Raw genomic sequence first — 15,212 nt, 5'->3', positions numbered from 1 at the left:
GTTTTAATAAGGTCTTCAAAAATGCATCGCAAAAGTAGCAAATCATAATTAAATCATCAAGAAATACGAAAATGATTTTCTTAATAAAGTTTAAAATGCAAAAATGAAAACGACTACTTGGAAGACAAGTAGATAACGGTAGGGGGGTAAAACGAAAAAAAGTAACATAAAAGCGAGTGCTATGCTCCTTTTATGTTACTGTAATACTTTTCTGAACTGTATTATTTATGCTCTTTCTGAGTTGTCAACAACTTCAGTAGAACCGTAAGCCGGACAATCTTCTGTGCTCTTGCATGAACTCATTCCCAACACCATCAAAAATAAAACAGCGGCAATCAACGAAATCTTTTTCATCTTTATATCCTTTACTTTGTCTGTAAAAATAGAAGATAATTCTATATCTCCAAAATATTTTAGTTTCCATGCAAGTAAACGCAAAAGCAGGTGTAGGGTTTCAATAATTATTCTCTACTTGGGCAATGGATGCATATTCTACACGAATCACTTGTTTTTTTACACGAATGGATATGAATAAAAAAGCCCTGCTTTAGCAGGGCTTTAAAGGAGTTTGTTGTCTTTTATTCTGGCCAGCGAATAGTTTCATCATCCACCCATTCTGGCCCAATCTGAATAGAAGAAACAGCTTCTTCATCCATCCAGATATTGATATTTTCTTTTTCAAAAACATACAACTCTTTGTCGTCAAAGCCTTCTTCGCTCATTTCTTCTAAATCATAGTCGCCCATGTTTAGTTTTTCAAGCGCTGCCAGAAAGTCTGCTTTCGGCATACCAACCTTGATGGCATCGTGCAAGACAAAGTTGTCTGTTTCAAACGAAATTTCAACTAATTTGTAATCTTCCTCCTTGTCAAACGACATGGAAATACCCATTTCATCGAAATAAAGCACGTTAGCTTCGGCTCCCTCGCCGTAATCTTGTACTTCTGTTTCATCAGGATCGCCTAAGAAATTAGATACTTCATGTTCTTCCATCCCGAATTTGATGCTGCCGAATCCAATGTACGGCAAAATGGCTTTTGGTGTCATTTTATTTTTTAAGTATTAAAAGTTAATGCGGTAAATATAGAAAACACCTTTGAGATATTCTACTGTTTTTGTTAAGAGAAGTTTAAAAGATGTTTTAAGACAGAAGACAGAAGACTGAAGAGGTGAGCGTTGAGAGATGAGAAAAACAAAATAGATGTACTTTTGTAATTTTCTCATCTCTCAATTCTCATCTCTCACTATTTTTTTACTTCCACTGCGGAATACGGCCTTTGGTATAAGGTGCATTCATGCTGTCCAGTTGTTTTCTGGCGGCTGGCAGTTTAGTTTCTACAATATTTTTTACTTGTTTTAAAACAGGAGGAAATTTCTCTTTCAAGATATCAAAACTTGTTTTAGATGTGGTTGTAATGTCAGATGTACTATTGATTTGTGCCCTAATAATGCTATTCAGGCGGTTCATCAATGGCATTTCGGCAGGAGGCACTTCTTCCCAGCTTGCTTTAGCTTTTAAGCCTCTGAAGGCGAAATAGACATCGTCTAATTCTTTTTCGATGTCGTTTAAAGCTGGTAGCACGTCCTCGTGAGCATCAGGTAGTACCAAAGCAGTTTGTTTCATGGCAGCTACGTCTTGCTTCATCTCGTTAACTAAGGCGAGTGTTCCATTCATGGCTTTAGACAATTCACTGACTTCTTTTTGGAAGGCCACCATGGCTGGACGATCTTTGGCTGGTAGTGTGGTGTTATTCAATGCAACTACATTAAAAGGTTTGGGTTCTGCCAGCAAAGTGGCCTTACCATCCTTAATTTGTGCAATTTCAACCGTGTATTGGCCCGGTAAAACGAAAATACCACCTTCTGATTTTTTGAAAGGATCGAATTTCTTTGCTTTTAGCATCCTGGTGCTATTGTATTGCAAGTCCCAGTTGAAACGTGTAATACCTTTCGACGGCTTTTTAGTGAAAGTGCGAATAACACTACCTGATTCATCTTTAATGGTAACTAACAGGTAAGCAGCCAATTCTTTTTCTTCCGCTTCTAAGTCGGTCCAGCTTGGTTGTGGGATGCGCTCCCCGTTTTTGAACAACTCTTTTTCTTTTTCACGACGAAGCTGACGCTTTGTTTTAGGCGTTTCTTTTTGATAGAACGTAAATGTTGCTCCATATTCAGGGTTAGGAGCTCCGTAATAGGTTGCCCCCTGACCGTAAATTTTGTCAGTTTGCATAAAGAGTGGGGCATCTTTGATTTCAAACAGGTGTGCTGGTTTGTTGGTTAACTCTTTACTTAATTCGCGTAGTGGTGCATAGTTATCCAGCACATAAAAACCACGACCAAAAGTAGCCATCACCAAGTCGTTTTCACGCTCCTGAATAGCTAAATCGCGCACTGCAATGGTTGGGATACCGGCTTTTAATTGTGTCCAGTTGGCGCCTTCATCAATGGAGAAGAAAATACCAAACTCGGTACCTGCAAATAAGAGCTCTTTGCGTTTTGTATCCTGCTCCAAAGTGTGAACGGTTCCATTTTCAGGAAGACCATTTGTGATAGCAGTCCAGCTTTGTCCTTTATTTGTACTTTTCAATACATATGGTTTGAAATCATCACTTTTCATGCCATCGAAAGTGGCGTACACTACATTTTCATCGAAGCGAGAGGCATAAATGTCGCTAACATAAGTGTGTTCAGGAACACCCGGGAAAGAAGATGTTTTGCGCCATGTTTGGCCATCATCTTCTGTCACCTGGATGAGACCGTCATCCGTTCCGGCATAAATTAATCCGGCTTTAACAGGCGACTCATCCAATGACACAATTGTATTGTATTGCGACGTTGACACATCTTTAGCTACCGCGTCAACACTCCAGTATTTGCCCATCACCGGCCAGGTGTTGCGATCAATCTGAGCAGTTAGATCATCAGAGATGACTTCCCATGTATTTCCACGGTCGGTACTTTTAAATACTTTGTTGGCCGCCATGTAAATTGTGGAAGAATTGTGTTTGCTCAAAATCAATGGTGCATTCCAGTTCCAGCGATAGGTCAGTTCATCTTTGCGAGGTTGTGGTTTGATGGTGATTTTCTCGCCACTTTTTTTGTCGTAGCGCACCACATTACCATATTGCCATTCGCTGTAGACAATATTCGGGTCTGTTGGGTCAACGCGTGACCAGAAACCATCGCCAAAGACAGTAACAAACCATTCGCCTGAGGTGACGCCAAATTCAGACGTGTTACGAACCGGTCCTCCTTGTGTGGCATTATCCTGTGTGCCTCCATAAACATTGTAGAAAGGTGCTTCGTTATCAACCGTTACGCGATAGAATTGAGTAACCGGCAGGTTGCTTACCTGACGCCAGGCTTTACCTTCATCGTAGGTGATGTATACTCCACCGTCGCCACCAATCATATAGTGTTTATTGTCCGTGGGGTCAATCCAAAGGGCGTGGTCATCAACATGGCGGTCTTCTGTGTTAATGCTTTGCCATGTTTTACCACCATCGTTAGTAACATGTGAAATCGTCTCTACCGAATATACTTTGTCAAACTCAACCGGGTCACAGTAAATCTCGTTGTAATACTGACCGCTTGAATGGTGGTCACTCATTTTATTCCACGATTCACCACGGTCTGTTGTGCGGAAGAAACCACCTGATTTATTAGCTGCCTCTGCGATGATGTACAACACATCGGGATTCTGTGGTGAGATAGCAATGCCCATACCACCAATGTGTTCTGACGGCAAGCCTTTCATTATTTTGCGCCAGTTCTTTCCTGCATCGGTCGATTTATAAACAGCCGACTCTGGTCCACCACCAACTTTAGTATGTACACGGCGGCGACGTTGCTCAGAAGTGGCGTATAAAATATCCGGATTACGCGGGTCGCAAATGATATTGTTGATGCCGGTGTTCTCGCTAATGTCTAGTACTTTAGTCCAGTTTTCGCCACCATCAGTTGTTTTGTATAAGCCGCGCTCGCCACCTGGCCCCCAGGCCGAACCTTCAGCAGCCACATAAACCACATCCGAATTACGTGGGTCAATCAGAATCATTCCAATTTGACGCGACTCTTTTAAACCCATGTTTTTCCACGATTTACCACCATCTACGGTTTTATAGACGCCATCTCCATATCCTAAGGCACGTTGGTGGTTGTTTTCACCGGTACCAGCCCAAACCACATTACTGTTATTCGGATCCATCGCCAGGCAACCAATCGAATAGGAGCCATACTTGTCAAACACCGGTTCAAATGTGATGCCTTTATTGGTTGTTTTCCAGATGTTACCACTGGCTACTGCCACATAAAATTCGGAGTGGTTATTGGGGTTAACAGCGAAGTCGGCAATACGACCTGAAGTAAATGCCGGACCAATATTGCGTAATTTTAATCCAGATACCAATTCGCTATTGATAGCTGATTTTTCTTCTTCAGCCTCTTTTTTCTTTTTTTTCTGTGCAAAAACAGAGGTGTTACCTAGTAATAATGTACCCACCAAAAGGAGTGAGGTGAGTTTTCCTAATGATTGTTTTATCATCATATAAAGATTTGGGGTTGTTATATTTTTTATAAGACCTCCAAAAGATAAGCATTTTTAAAGTTTCAATCATAATGTGTATTAAACCTTATGTGCTGTTTTAGTTTTTCATCCATTGGTTTGATTATCTGGGTAAAAGGTTTGGTCATTTTTTTATCTTTGCGAGTCAAGAAATGGAAGGTGGCATAAAATTATTCAACTTTACAGGGTATCTAATGTTATGTGCTATTGCTGTAATAACTGTAAATCTAGCCTGCGCAAATAATAATGTACCTACAGAATTTGGTTCTATTATTAAACTAGGAAAAGATGTTGTTGCCAAAAAAGAATTGACGTTTTCTGAGGAAAGAAAAAAAACAGAAATTGAAATAGAGAAGGCAACGTTGGCAAAGGATACCTTCCGCCTGGCTGAGGCCTATTTTTATCTTGCCAAAAACCAGCAATTGCAAGGGCAAAACGATGCTGCTTATACTAATTTGAACAAAGCATTGGATTTTTATATTCAGAGTAATTCAAATCAAGGTATAGCAAATTGCCTGGACGCAATTGGTAGTATATTCAGGTATAGTGGTTCGTACGAAAAGGCCCTGGAGTTTCATTTAAAGGCTAAAGGTATTTATACCGAAATAAGCGATACAACCGGCTTGATTTATTCAATCAATAATTTAGGTATTCTTTATCGGAACTTAAATAATTATCCCCAGGCGAGAGATTTATATTTTACTGCCATTGATTTGGGATGCAAAACCCATTCCGATGTATTAGCAACCGTTTATAATTCGGTGGGTTCGTTTTATTGGTATCAGCAAAAAAACGATTCTGCGCTTTTTTATTACAGAAAGGCCTTAGCTTATAAGCCTGTCACCTTAGAACTCAAAGAAAGGCACTGTGCAGTATTAAATAATATTGGAAATGTGTACCGAACTTCAGGTAAGTTAGATAGTGCACTTTATTATTATGAGCTTTCCTTAAAAGAAAGTCGCTTGAACGAACTGAGTAATCTGGCTGCTATCACCTTAAAAAATGAGGCTAAGGTTTATGTTTCAAAAGGATGGTTAGACAGGGCAAATATATGTTTGAACAAAAGCATTGATCTGACCAGGCAATCGGGTTTGGTTAAAATGCTCATGGAGAATTATCGATTACAATCGCAGATACATCAGAAGAAAGGAGAATTTGAAGAAAGCCTTGATAAATACATGCTATATTCTCAATTGAAAGATTCGGTTCTTTCGGTTGATCAGTTGGGCAGAATTGCACAATTGGAATTGGATTATACCAAGCAGCAACTTGAAAAAGATAAGTTGGTATTAAAAAATAACATTGTTGAGCGCGATTTAGAGATTGAGCGTAGTAAAAATTACATATACAGCTTTGTGTATTTTACGATACTACTTGTACTTGTTGTAGTGGTTATTTATTTCAGGTATTTGTCCAATGTGAAGTTAAAACGAAAGCTGCAATTGCTTAACGAAGAACTTGAAGAAAGAGTTAAGCGTCGAACTGAAAGTCTGGAAGAAGAAATAGAAGAGCATAAGCAAACTGAAAAAGAACTGTTAAAATCGAAGCAGAAAGCAGAAGAGGCTGACCAGCTTAAAACAGCCTTTTTATCTAACATGAGCCATGAGATTCGCACGCCTATGAATGCCATTGTAGGTTTTTCTGAATTGCTGCTTGAGCCAGATTTTGAAGAAGAGGAGAGAATTGAATTTGCACAAATGATAAAAAGTAACGGCGATACTTTATTGAATCTTCTAAACGATATAATTGATATTTCTATGATTGAATCTGGTCTGTTGAAAATTTCAACAAGCAGAATTATTGTCAAGGAATTAATGGAGCAGGTTTATAGTGAATTTCAGAATTCGAAAGAATATAAATCAAAAGAAGAGCTTAACCTCATTTTAGATGTACCATCGGGTAATGTAACTATAACAACGGATGAGTTAAGGTTAAAGCAGATATTAAATAACCTGGTTAGTAATGCTCTTAAATTCACTAAGGAAGGCTATGTGAAACTTGGATTTCAGGTTCAGGGGAAGTTTGTGAATTTTTTTGTTGAAGATACAGGTTTAGGTATCGATATAGCCCATCAAAAGCAAATATTCGAACGTTTTTTAAAGGTGAAAAATGATGTAAGTAACCTGAATAGAGGGAATGGCCTTGGGTTAACCATTACCAAAAATCTGGTGCAATTATTAAATGGAACTATTTCGTTATCTTCTGTGGAAGGAAAAGGTTCGCATTTTAGTTTTAGGTTGCCGATATAATGTAGGTTGTTTGTTGTGATAGAAACAAAGGTCAGTTAAGCAATGTGAATGGATGACCGGTGTGCTATTGGTGTATGAGCTAAGTATGGTTTATACCTGCTCACGAGTGAATGTTGAATGATGTAATTGGATGTTTGAAAATCATATGATTACTCATGACCATACCCATATCCATACCCATATCCGTATCCATAACCTTGGCCATATCCCAAGCGGTTGCTCGTAATGTTAATCCCATTGATGACCACCTTGAAGGAGTTGATGTTTTTATCTTGTAAATCGTTAAACAGCTGCTTTAGTAGGTGACGACGCGATAGGTTATGGCGAACAACAAATAAGTGTGTGTCGGCAAACGGTAATAACGAAATGGCATCAGCTACTCGACCAATTGGAGGTGTATCTAAAATGATGTAATCAAATTGTTGATGCAGTTTTTTTATCAGTTCTTTGATTAATGAGCTTTTGGTTAGTAGTTCAGAGGCATTCAATGGTTTAGCTCCAGCTGCAATATAAAACAAGTTGTCTTGCTGTGTTGGATTTATCAGTTCCTCAATATTAGTATTGAAACCAGTCAGGTATTCGGTAATTCCCTGATTTTCTTTTGTGTCGTTGTTGAGGTATAGTTCTAATTTAGGTTTGCGTAAATCGAAGTTAAGTATTATTACTTTTTTACCTGTTTGCGCATAAGAAGCCGCCAGGTTGATAGACATAAAGGTTTTACCTTCACCCATGTTACCCGAGGTGGTTAATATTACCTGTTTATCTTTAGGTTCTTGAAGATGTTGCAGGTTGGTGCGTAAAGATCTGAACGACTCGGCCACCAGCGAATTGGGTCGCGACATTACTATTGATTGATCTTGGCGTTTGTTATGAATAATATGCCCCACCATAGGAGAATTAGTAATCATCTGAATGTCTTCATTACTTTGAATACGGTCGTTAAAAAAGAGTATCAGCCAGATAAAACCAGTAGGTAAAAGAAAACCGAATGCCAGAAATTTAATGTACACTTTTGATGGTAGCGTGCTTACTAATTTAGCTTGATCTGCGCGTGCCAAATCCAATATTTCATGACTTGGAAGTGTGGAAGCTTTAGCTATTTGTAATTCTGATTTTTTGGTTAGAAGCAAGGTGTAAAGCGTCTCGTTAATCTTATGCTTGCGCTGTATTGAAACTATTTTTTGTTGATGTTGAGGAAGTTGGCCTAAATCATCTTGTACTTGCATAAGCTTGTTTTCGAGCGTGCTGATTTCATGTCTGAGTGTAGTTGTCGACATGTCAAGCGTTTCGTGTATCGTTCGCTTCAGTTTCTTAATTTCAGCCCGGTTATGTGCTAAATGCGGGATGTCTTTTTTGGTAATACTTTCAATATCTTCGTTTTCCATATAGGCCGAAAATAATTGAGATAACAGTTTGGTCAACTGTGGATCGTCTAGTTTGATTGAGGTTGGAGGCACAACATTTTCAAGAGAGTTGTTTTCGTTGAGGTAGTTTTGCAGATAGTCGTAATAACGCAATTGCATGTTTAACTCCGAAAGTTTGGATTGATAAGTATCCAGCTTGCCATATATTGCACTTCGCTTCACTTCCAGCTCAATGCCTCCGTTGTTGTCAATAACCTCCTGGATAGACGATTCAGTATAGCTGAGTGAGTCGTATACCTGTAACAGTTGTTGGTTGATAAAGTCAATGGTGCGTTCTTTTGCCTTATTTTTTCCTTCAACATCCTTATTTAAGTAGGCGGCAGTTAGTTGATTTAAGAAAGCTGTTCCAACCTTGGTGTTACTCGTTTTAAAAGTCACGTTTAAGATGGATGATTGCGGCTCTTCATCGATGGTGAAATTACTAAACTGCTGAACGCAATGATGGTCGGTTAGAAATTCAAACTGAAAACTACTGTTGGCATGTTTACTCTTGTTAAAATCAACTGTAAAACAGGCGATGTCTGTTTTTAGAGGCTCGTTGAATTTAATAATCGTATCTAATTCAATCGTAATTCCTTTGGCAGTAAAGGTTTCAGTGCTGTAGTTATACAAAGAACCGTTTTCAGTTGTAGCCTTAATTCGTACCTGTTCATTGTCCATGAATTCAACAAGAAAAGGCGTATTAATTAACTGCGGATGAAAAGCATTGTAAGCAATTCTTATATCCGACAGCGGGTAAATACGCTTTTGGTTGCCGTAGGCATCTTCTTGATAAGCATTGATTTCAAAATCAAGTCCATTAATGGCTCCTTTAATGAATTCATACGATTTAAGAATGCCCTTCTGGTTAGCAATCTTGGTTTTTGACTTATTGAATTCGCTTAAACCAAGAATGCTGTTTGGATCAACCTGCTCTTCATCCAGAACAAGAATTTTAGTGGATACAAGATACTCAGGCAATGTTGTGGCATTCGTGTAAAACGCTGCAACGAGGGCAATAATAACCGATATGGCCATAATTGGCCAGTATTTGCTGGCTTTAATTATCTGCTTCAGATAATAATCAAAGTTTGCCTGAGGACTTGTATTCGTAGTCATCTTATATCATGTTTAGTAGAACATTAAACACGCCACATTTACTTGGTGATGGCATAAATTGAAAGGCCAATACTGATGATTCCGGCAAATAAACCATATGGGAATTTCTCGAATGCAAATGACTTTGAGGAACGAGGCGTGACATAAACAACGTCATCGGGTAAGAGGAAAAAATACTCCGACTCCAGTAATTTGCTATTTGTTAAATCCAGGTTTTTAACAACTGTTCCATTGGGGCTTTTTCTGACCAATCGAACTTCATCAGCTTTGGCAAATTCTTTTAATCCACCAGCCATGCTAATGGCTTGAAGAATAGTGATTTGCTCGCGGTCGATGTTGAAGTTGCCAGGTTTATTGACTTCACCGATGATGGAAATGCTAAAGTTAACCAGCTTTATTTGCACCGTTACATCTTCGAAATACTCTTCAACGGCTGTTTGAACTGCCGTTTGTGCTTCTTCGATTGACAAGCCTTTAACCATCACTTTATCAATAAATGAGTACTTGACATAACCGTCTTCATCTACTTTGTAAGAGTTTAGGTAAATGTAGGAGTCGTTCATCAGTTCAGGAAAGTCAGTTCTGAAAAATTTCGATGTCTTTACATCAGAGCTATAAACTTTCATGTATAAATTATCGCCAACATTAATGTGATAAGCATCGCGCTGTTCATTCACAAATTCGTTGCTATAATCAGGAATTGATATTGGTTGTATCAATTCGCTCTTTTTTAGGCTGATGCACGATGTGCCGAATAAAGCCAAACATCCCAGTACAAGCATGGTTATCCCACGTGTTGATAATGTCTTTTTCATGATATTAGTTGTTAGTTATTGTCATTTTTATAGCCTGTGCCATGTCAATTTTTTCACCACTGAGGTAGGCAACAGGGAATGATTTGCTAATTCCGATCAACTTACATTTGTTGAGGGTTAGTTGGTAGGATGAACCGGTGATTATCTGGTATTTGTACCAGCCGTCTTCATGGACCATACGTACATTATCAGCTGGAGAAACCAATTTGTTCTTTTCTGTTTCAGAAAGAGGGCTGCGACTAGCAGCAATCTGCACCACAAACAAAAGGTCATCTTGTTTAGGTGTTTGTAGCTCAATGTGCTTAACCGTCTCCCAAAGGTTTAGGCGTTTATGGCCTTTATAAGCAACCAAAAATACTTGCTTACCCGGATAAGCATTAATGGACTGACGAGCCATAATGTAGTCGGAACCTAACGGTAACTGGTATTTAAACCAACCATTCTCGGTGATTATTCTATAGTCAGCATTGGTTTTGTTGACAAATTTAATTTCAGTTGTTGTTAGCTCGGTTCGGGCAGCCGCAATCTGCATAAAGTAGCATATACTATCATTATGGGCTAATGTTGGTGCAGGCTTTGCCTGTTCAGTGGCTGGTTTTGCCAAAGACATCACTTGCGTTATATGATTTGATTCGTCTTGTTTGCTTGCTTGTTTGAATTCAGCATTGTTGTTTGTGGTTAATGCATTGGCTCTTTCTTCGATATTTTCAGCAATTATCATTGCTGCTGAATCATTTTGGCTAACTGAGCTGGTATAGGAAGTGTTAATATAATTATGCCATAATTCGGTTAACGACGATTTAGAGTACTTAATATCGCTTTGGTGAATGAAATTATCTGAAGATTGTTGAATAGTGGTGTCGTTTAAGGCAGCAAGTCTCTTTTGTAGTTGCAAATTAGGTGCAGGGACAGTTGCCGTATCGCGGATAGTGGCGTTTACTTTAAAAGTATCTGTGTAATTGGTAAATGGACTATACCCTTTGATAACTGTTGTAGTTGCCTCTTGTATGTTGAGGGTTGTATCTGTAGTTGAAGGATAGGGCGTAGTTGTTACAACGGAATCGGTAAGAGATGAGTCGGCCATTGCTAAATTTTTGGCACTAGCTATACGTTTAGCCGCAATCGTATCCCTCGATGTCGACATTGTATCTTCAACTTTCCTTTCTGTATTCTTTCCCACTGCCTCTTGTCCCTCAGAAATAAGACAATACGAGACCAGTAAGCAACATAATGCTATTGCTTTCAAATTCATAAACACGGTATTTTCCCAACGCTTTTTTATTACGGAATCATAAATTCTTTGTTTCACTAAATCAGTGATTTATTATTGGTTTTCATAATAAATTAAGAATTAACAATTCAAATACTATGAAAATAGTTGCAATACTAATAATATAGTATTATACTTGTAGTAGGTTATTAATTATTTTAAAATGAAACAATTAACGAAGGCGGAAGAAGAAGTGATGCAAATCCTGTGGAAAATGGGAGAGGGCATAATTAAAGACATACTAAACGGATTTGAAGATAAACAACCGGCCTATAATACAGTGGCGACTGTGCTTAAAGTTTTGAAAAAGAAAGAGGTGGTTGATTATAAAAAGGTGGGTAATATTTACGTGTATTTTCCATTAATTACTAAAGAAGACTATTCATCTTTTCAGATGAAGCACCTGCTTAAAAATTACTTTGGTGGAAGCTTCGCTCGTTTGGCTGCTTTTTTTGCCAAGGATAATGATATGGATATTCAGGATTTGGAAGAATTATTAAAAGAAGCTGATAAAGCCAAATAAAAACAAACCCATGGAACTTTTCACTTATTTATCAAGGTCATTTTTGATACTGTTATTGTTTTTGGTGACTTATCAATTGTTACTAAGAAATGATGCTCATTACAAGGCAGTTCGCTTTTTCTTGTTGCTTGGTTTGGTTAGTGCTTTGTGTTTACCATTGGCCGAACTGAAATATACAGTGTTTGTAGAGCCAATTACATCCAATAGCTTATTTGAGCCTGTAGAAATATCCCAGGTTAAAGCTACTTCTGTTGAAAAAGAGGTTTCAAATAGTTTTAATTGGTTTGCCTGGGTCTGGTACTTATATATAGTTGTAACAGTCAGCTTTGTAATGAGATTAGCGATGATGCTGATTAAGATGCTGTTATTGGCTAAAAGTTCTCACAAGGTAAATTATAAAGGGGCGGTCGTTTGCATTCATCCGAAAGTGGAAATGCCGTTTGTTTTCGGGAATAGGATATTTATAAAACATGAACGTTACCTGAGCTCTCAGAATAGCGAAATTATTAACCATGAAAGGGTGCATCTAAATCAACAGCATTGGATTGATGTGATAATGAGTGAGCTGTTTATTGTTTTTCAGTGGTTTAATCCATTTGCCTGGTACTATGCCAGAGTGGTCAAACAGAATCTGGAGTTTTTAGCTGATCAGGGCGTGCTCGAAAGTGGGCACAACTATGAAGATTATATACAAACAATTATTTGTGAAACAATGGGAGCGGAAGCGTCAGTGCTAGCCAATCACTTCCGGTTCTCCCAAAATAAACGACGATTAAAAATGATGAAAAACGACAAAAAATCCAAATGGCGACTGCTGAAGTTGCTGCTGGTGCTGCCAATGGTTGGTGGTTTGCTGTGGGCTTTTAGCGAGCCGGTATATGAGTATCGTTCTAATTCTGAATCAATAAACGACACTTTTGTTCAGGATAAAAAAGACGAGTTTATTCTTAAAGGCAATGTTTTTAGTCAGATTGATACGCAGATGATTAGAAATGTTGATACTGGAATGTTTGATGAGAAAGTAGTGGCATCACCTCTCCCTGGGACAAGTATCGTAATTAAAGGTACAACAACTGGAACTGTTGCAAATATGAAGGGACAATTTGAATTGCCGGTTTCTGTGGGCGATGAAATTGTGTTTTCTTTTGTTGGCTTTGAAACGAAGGTGGTTAAGGTTATTAATAATAAAAGCATGGATGTGATGCTTAGTAAATCTGCCTTTCAATTAAATCCATCGGCTTACAGGGCAAAATATAAAGGTAAGGTAATGCCCCCTCCACCACCACCGACTATAAAGAAGAAGGAAGTGGTTCCACCCCCTCCGCCTCCTCCAGCTGAGGACGGAAAACCTGTATTTTATGTCGTAGAAGAAATGCCAAGCTATAAAGGTGGTATGGACGGTTATTTTGCTAATTTATATACGCGTATTGAACAGGAGAAAAAGAAAGCCAGTTTAACAGGTACGGTTAAAGTACAATTTACAGTAGGGCACAAAGGAGGCATAAGTCAAACAAAAGCGCTTGAACGTTTGGATGAAAAAGAAGCAAAATTGGCTGTTAAAATCGTTTCTGAATTAACAGATTGGAAACCGGGTATGCAGCGTGGTAAACCTGTGTCAACAACATTGGTGGTGCCGGTGGAGTTTGAATAGGGTATTACTTTATATCGTATTTACAGGCAGTGAAAAGTAAAATTCACTGCCTTTGTTTTTTTTACTCTTCGCCCATATACGCCCTTTATGCTTCCCGGTAAACTCTTTACAAAGAATTAATCCCAACCCTGTTCCTTGTTCATTATCTGTTCCAATGGTTGAGTAACTCTGATCAATAACAAAAAGCTTGGGAATATCATCGGGGTAAATACCAACGCCATTGTCGATAACTGAGAAAATGATTTCTTCATTTCTGAGTTGAGAAGAAATAGTAATTTGCCCTTTGCAATGGGTGAATTTTAAAGCATTTGAAATAAGGTTTCTGAAAATGAAACTAACCATGTGCTTATCAGCAAAGATAATGGTGTTACTATTTACCTTGTTGTTAATGGTTATTTGTTTCTTATTGGATTTGGATTCAAATGCAGTGATTTCTTCCCTTAAAATGGATGTTACATTAAAGTATTCTGGATTGAAAGCAATTTTACCAGACTGCGAGCGTGCCCATTCCAGAAGATTGGTAATGAGGTTCATGGCCTGATGCGATGATTTTTGAATGATTTTAGCTATGCGCTCAATATCTTCTCCTTTTTCACTTGAACTGACAAGTAAATCGCTTAACCCAACAATACTATTAAACGGACTTTTGAGGTCATGGGCAATGATAGAGAAGAACTTATCTTTGGTTACATTCGACTCTTTCAGGCGCTGTTCGTTCTCTTCCAGAGCTTTTAGTGCATTAATACGTTTAGAGATGTCATTGGCAAAAAAGGAGGCGCCAATAACTTTGTTGTTCCTGATAATGGGATTCATCGAGACTTCAACATAAATTATGCTTTCATCAAGGTTGATTTCGTCTACAAAAGAGAAACGCTCATTGCTTAGCGCTCTGTCGTACCGGGCTTTCCAAACGGGTTTTAATGTATCGGGTAATGATTCAAGCAGGTTAGTGCCTTTTTTGAGTTTGACACCAAAACTATTAAGAAAACTGTTTGTAAATACAGTATTGGAATACAGTATTTCGTAGTTGGTATTGATGGCCCAAATGCTTTCTAAGGTATTTTCCATAATGGCAGACATATTGGTGTTACTGTCCAATAATGCTTGCTCGGCTTTCTTTTGTTCAGTTATTTCAATGCTTAAGGCAGAGACACCAATAATTTTCTGTTTAGAAATAACAGGATTAAGCGCGATGTCGTATATGTGTGCTTCATCATTAGTGTCAGCGACAAATTCGAAGCGCACCTGCTTACCTAAAAGAGCCTGATCATATTTTTCTTTCCAGAAGTCAGCTATGTCAGCAGGTAAGATGCTAAGTGAATTAAGGCCTCGTTTTAGTTCAACGCCAAAAATGTCTTTGTTAACCTGTTTAAAAAAATCGTTGAAAAGGACATAATTGTACTGGGTGTCAATCGACCAGATTGATGCATCCTGATTGTTGATTAAAGCATTTAGATTCGAGTTAACCGCTTCAAGTTGGCTGCTCTCATTTTGTAGGATTTCGTCTTCGCGCTTTAATCGCTCACCTTCATTTAGTAACTCATTTTCATCCATCCGTAATTCACTTGGGTTTGACTTTTAGTTCGCTAATAAGCTGCACGAAATTAGGTTGTTAATAT

10 protein-coding genes are annotated in these 15,212 nt (G+C 38.3%); 3 read left to right on the top strand and 7 right to left on the bottom strand.

The features are described from left to right. Positions 1-225 precede the first annotated feature (225 nt). The 3 genes from J1N10_RS00685 to J1N10_RS00675 form a co-directional block, all read right to left on the bottom strand. The gene (locus J1N10_RS00685) at positions 226-354 is read right to left on the bottom strand and encodes a hypothetical protein (RefSeq protein WP_262324746.1); all 129 of its coding nucleotides are present in this window, start codon (positions 352-354) and stop codon (positions 226-228) included. 224 nt (positions 355-578) lie between these two features. Further along, the gene (locus J1N10_RS00680) at positions 579-1,046 is read right to left on the bottom strand and encodes a hypothetical protein (protein ID WP_262324745.1); all 468 of its coding nucleotides are present in this window, start codon (positions 1,044-1,046) and stop codon (positions 579-581) included. A 205-nt stretch (positions 1,047-1,251) separates the two neighbouring features. After that, positions 1,252-4,545, bottom strand: a complete 3,294-nt coding sequence (locus J1N10_RS00675; RefSeq protein WP_262324744.1) for a YCF48-related protein — start codon at positions 4,543-4,545, stop codon at positions 1,252-1,254. A gap of 212 nt (positions 4,546-4,757) precedes the next feature. Between J1N10_RS00675 and J1N10_RS00670 the strand changes: the two genes are divergently transcribed. After that, positions 4,758-6,812, top strand: coding sequence for a tetratricopeptide repeat-containing sensor histidine kinase (locus J1N10_RS00670; RefSeq protein ID WP_262324743.1), 2,055 nt, complete (start codon positions 4,758-4,760; stop codon positions 6,810-6,812). A 149-nt stretch (positions 6,813-6,961) separates the two neighbouring features. Here the strand turns inward: J1N10_RS00670 and J1N10_RS00665 are convergent, their stop codons facing one another. The 3 genes from J1N10_RS00665 to J1N10_RS00655 are packed head-to-tail and all read right to left on the bottom strand — an operon-like array spanning position 6,962 to position 11,401. Further along, positions 6,962-9,334: a polysaccharide biosynthesis tyrosine autokinase gene (locus J1N10_RS00665; RefSeq protein WP_262324742.1), complete on the bottom strand. Its 2,373-nt coding sequence runs from the start codon at positions 9,332-9,334 to the stop codon at positions 6,962-6,964. 38 nt (positions 9,335-9,372) lie between these two features. Beyond that, positions 9,373-10,149, bottom strand: coding sequence for a polysaccharide biosynthesis/export family protein (locus J1N10_RS00660; protein ID WP_262324741.1), 777 nt, complete (start codon positions 10,147-10,149; stop codon positions 9,373-9,375). Positions 10,150-10,153: 4 nt separating this feature from the next. Further along, positions 10,154-11,401 (bottom strand): hypothetical protein, encoded by a 1,248-nt coding sequence (locus tag J1N10_RS00655; RefSeq protein ID WP_262324740.1) that lies wholly within the window; start codon positions 11,399-11,401, stop codon positions 10,154-10,156. Positions 11,402-11,582: 181 nt separating this feature from the next. Here J1N10_RS00655 and J1N10_RS00650 point away from each other — a divergent pair, with 181 nt between their 5' ends. Together J1N10_RS00650 and J1N10_RS00645 are read left to right on the top strand one after the other, a co-directional pair. Then, the gene (locus J1N10_RS00650) at positions 11,583-11,942 is read left to right on the top strand and encodes a BlaI/MecI/CopY family transcriptional regulator (protein WP_262324739.1); all 360 of its coding nucleotides are present in this window, start codon (positions 11,583-11,585) and stop codon (positions 11,940-11,942) included. Between the two features lie 10 nt (positions 11,943-11,952). After that, the gene (locus J1N10_RS00645) at positions 11,953-13,593 is read left to right on the top strand and encodes a M56 family metallopeptidase (protein WP_262324738.1); all 1,641 of its coding nucleotides are present in this window, start codon (positions 11,953-11,955) and stop codon (positions 13,591-13,593) included. A 9-nt stretch (positions 13,594-13,602) separates the two neighbouring features. Here the strand turns inward: J1N10_RS00645 and J1N10_RS00640 are convergent, their stop codons facing one another. After that, positions 13,603-15,147 (bottom strand): sensor histidine kinase, encoded by a 1,545-nt coding sequence (locus J1N10_RS00640; RefSeq protein ID WP_262324737.1) that lies wholly within the window; start codon positions 15,145-15,147, stop codon positions 13,603-13,605. Positions 15,148-15,212: the final 65 nt, after the last annotated feature.

The organism is Carboxylicivirga litoralis (assembly GCF_025499605.1).
GTDB lineage: Bacteria > Bacteroidota > Bacteroidia > Bacteroidales > Marinilabiliaceae > Carboxylicivirga > Carboxylicivirga litoralis.
Note: the sequence above shows the minus strand (reverse complement) of the source record. Positions and strands in the feature narration are given on the sequence as shown.

Bases quoted from the DNA above. Each gene is read 5' to 3' on its own strand.
- J1N10_RS00650 (WP_262324739.1), top strand. From the start codon at position 11,583: ATGAAACAATTAACGAAGGCGGAAGAAGAAGTGATGCAAATCCTGTGG.
- J1N10_RS00665 (WP_262324742.1), bottom strand. From the start codon at position 9,334: ATGACTACGAATACAAGTCCTCAGGCAAACTTTGATTATTATCTGAAG.
- J1N10_RS00685 (WP_262324746.1), bottom strand. From the start codon at position 354: ATGAAAAAGATTTCGTTGATTGCCGCTGTTTTATTTTTGATGGTGTTG.
- J1N10_RS00680 (WP_262324745.1), bottom strand. From the start codon at position 1,046: ATGACACCAAAAGCCATTTTGCCGTACATTGGATTCGGCAGCATCAAA.
- J1N10_RS00640 (WP_262324737.1), bottom strand. From the start codon at position 15,147: ATGGATGAAAATGAGTTACTAAATGAAGGTGAGCGATTAAAGCGCGAA.
- J1N10_RS00670 (WP_262324743.1), top strand. From the start codon at position 4,758: ATGTTATGTGCTATTGCTGTAATAACTGTAAATCTAGCCTGCGCAAAT.
- J1N10_RS00675 (WP_262324744.1), bottom strand. From the start codon at position 4,545: ATGATGATAAAACAATCATTAGGAAAACTCACCTCACTCCTTTTGGTG.
- J1N10_RS00660 (WP_262324741.1), bottom strand. From the start codon at position 10,149: ATGAAAAAGACATTATCAACACGTGGGATAACCATGCTTGTACTGGGA.
- J1N10_RS00655 (WP_262324740.1), bottom strand. From the start codon at position 11,401: ATGAATTTGAAAGCAATAGCATTATGTTGCTTACTGGTCTCGTATTGT.
- J1N10_RS00645 (WP_262324738.1), top strand. From the start codon at position 11,953: ATGGAACTTTTCACTTATTTATCAAGGTCATTTTTGATACTGTTATTG.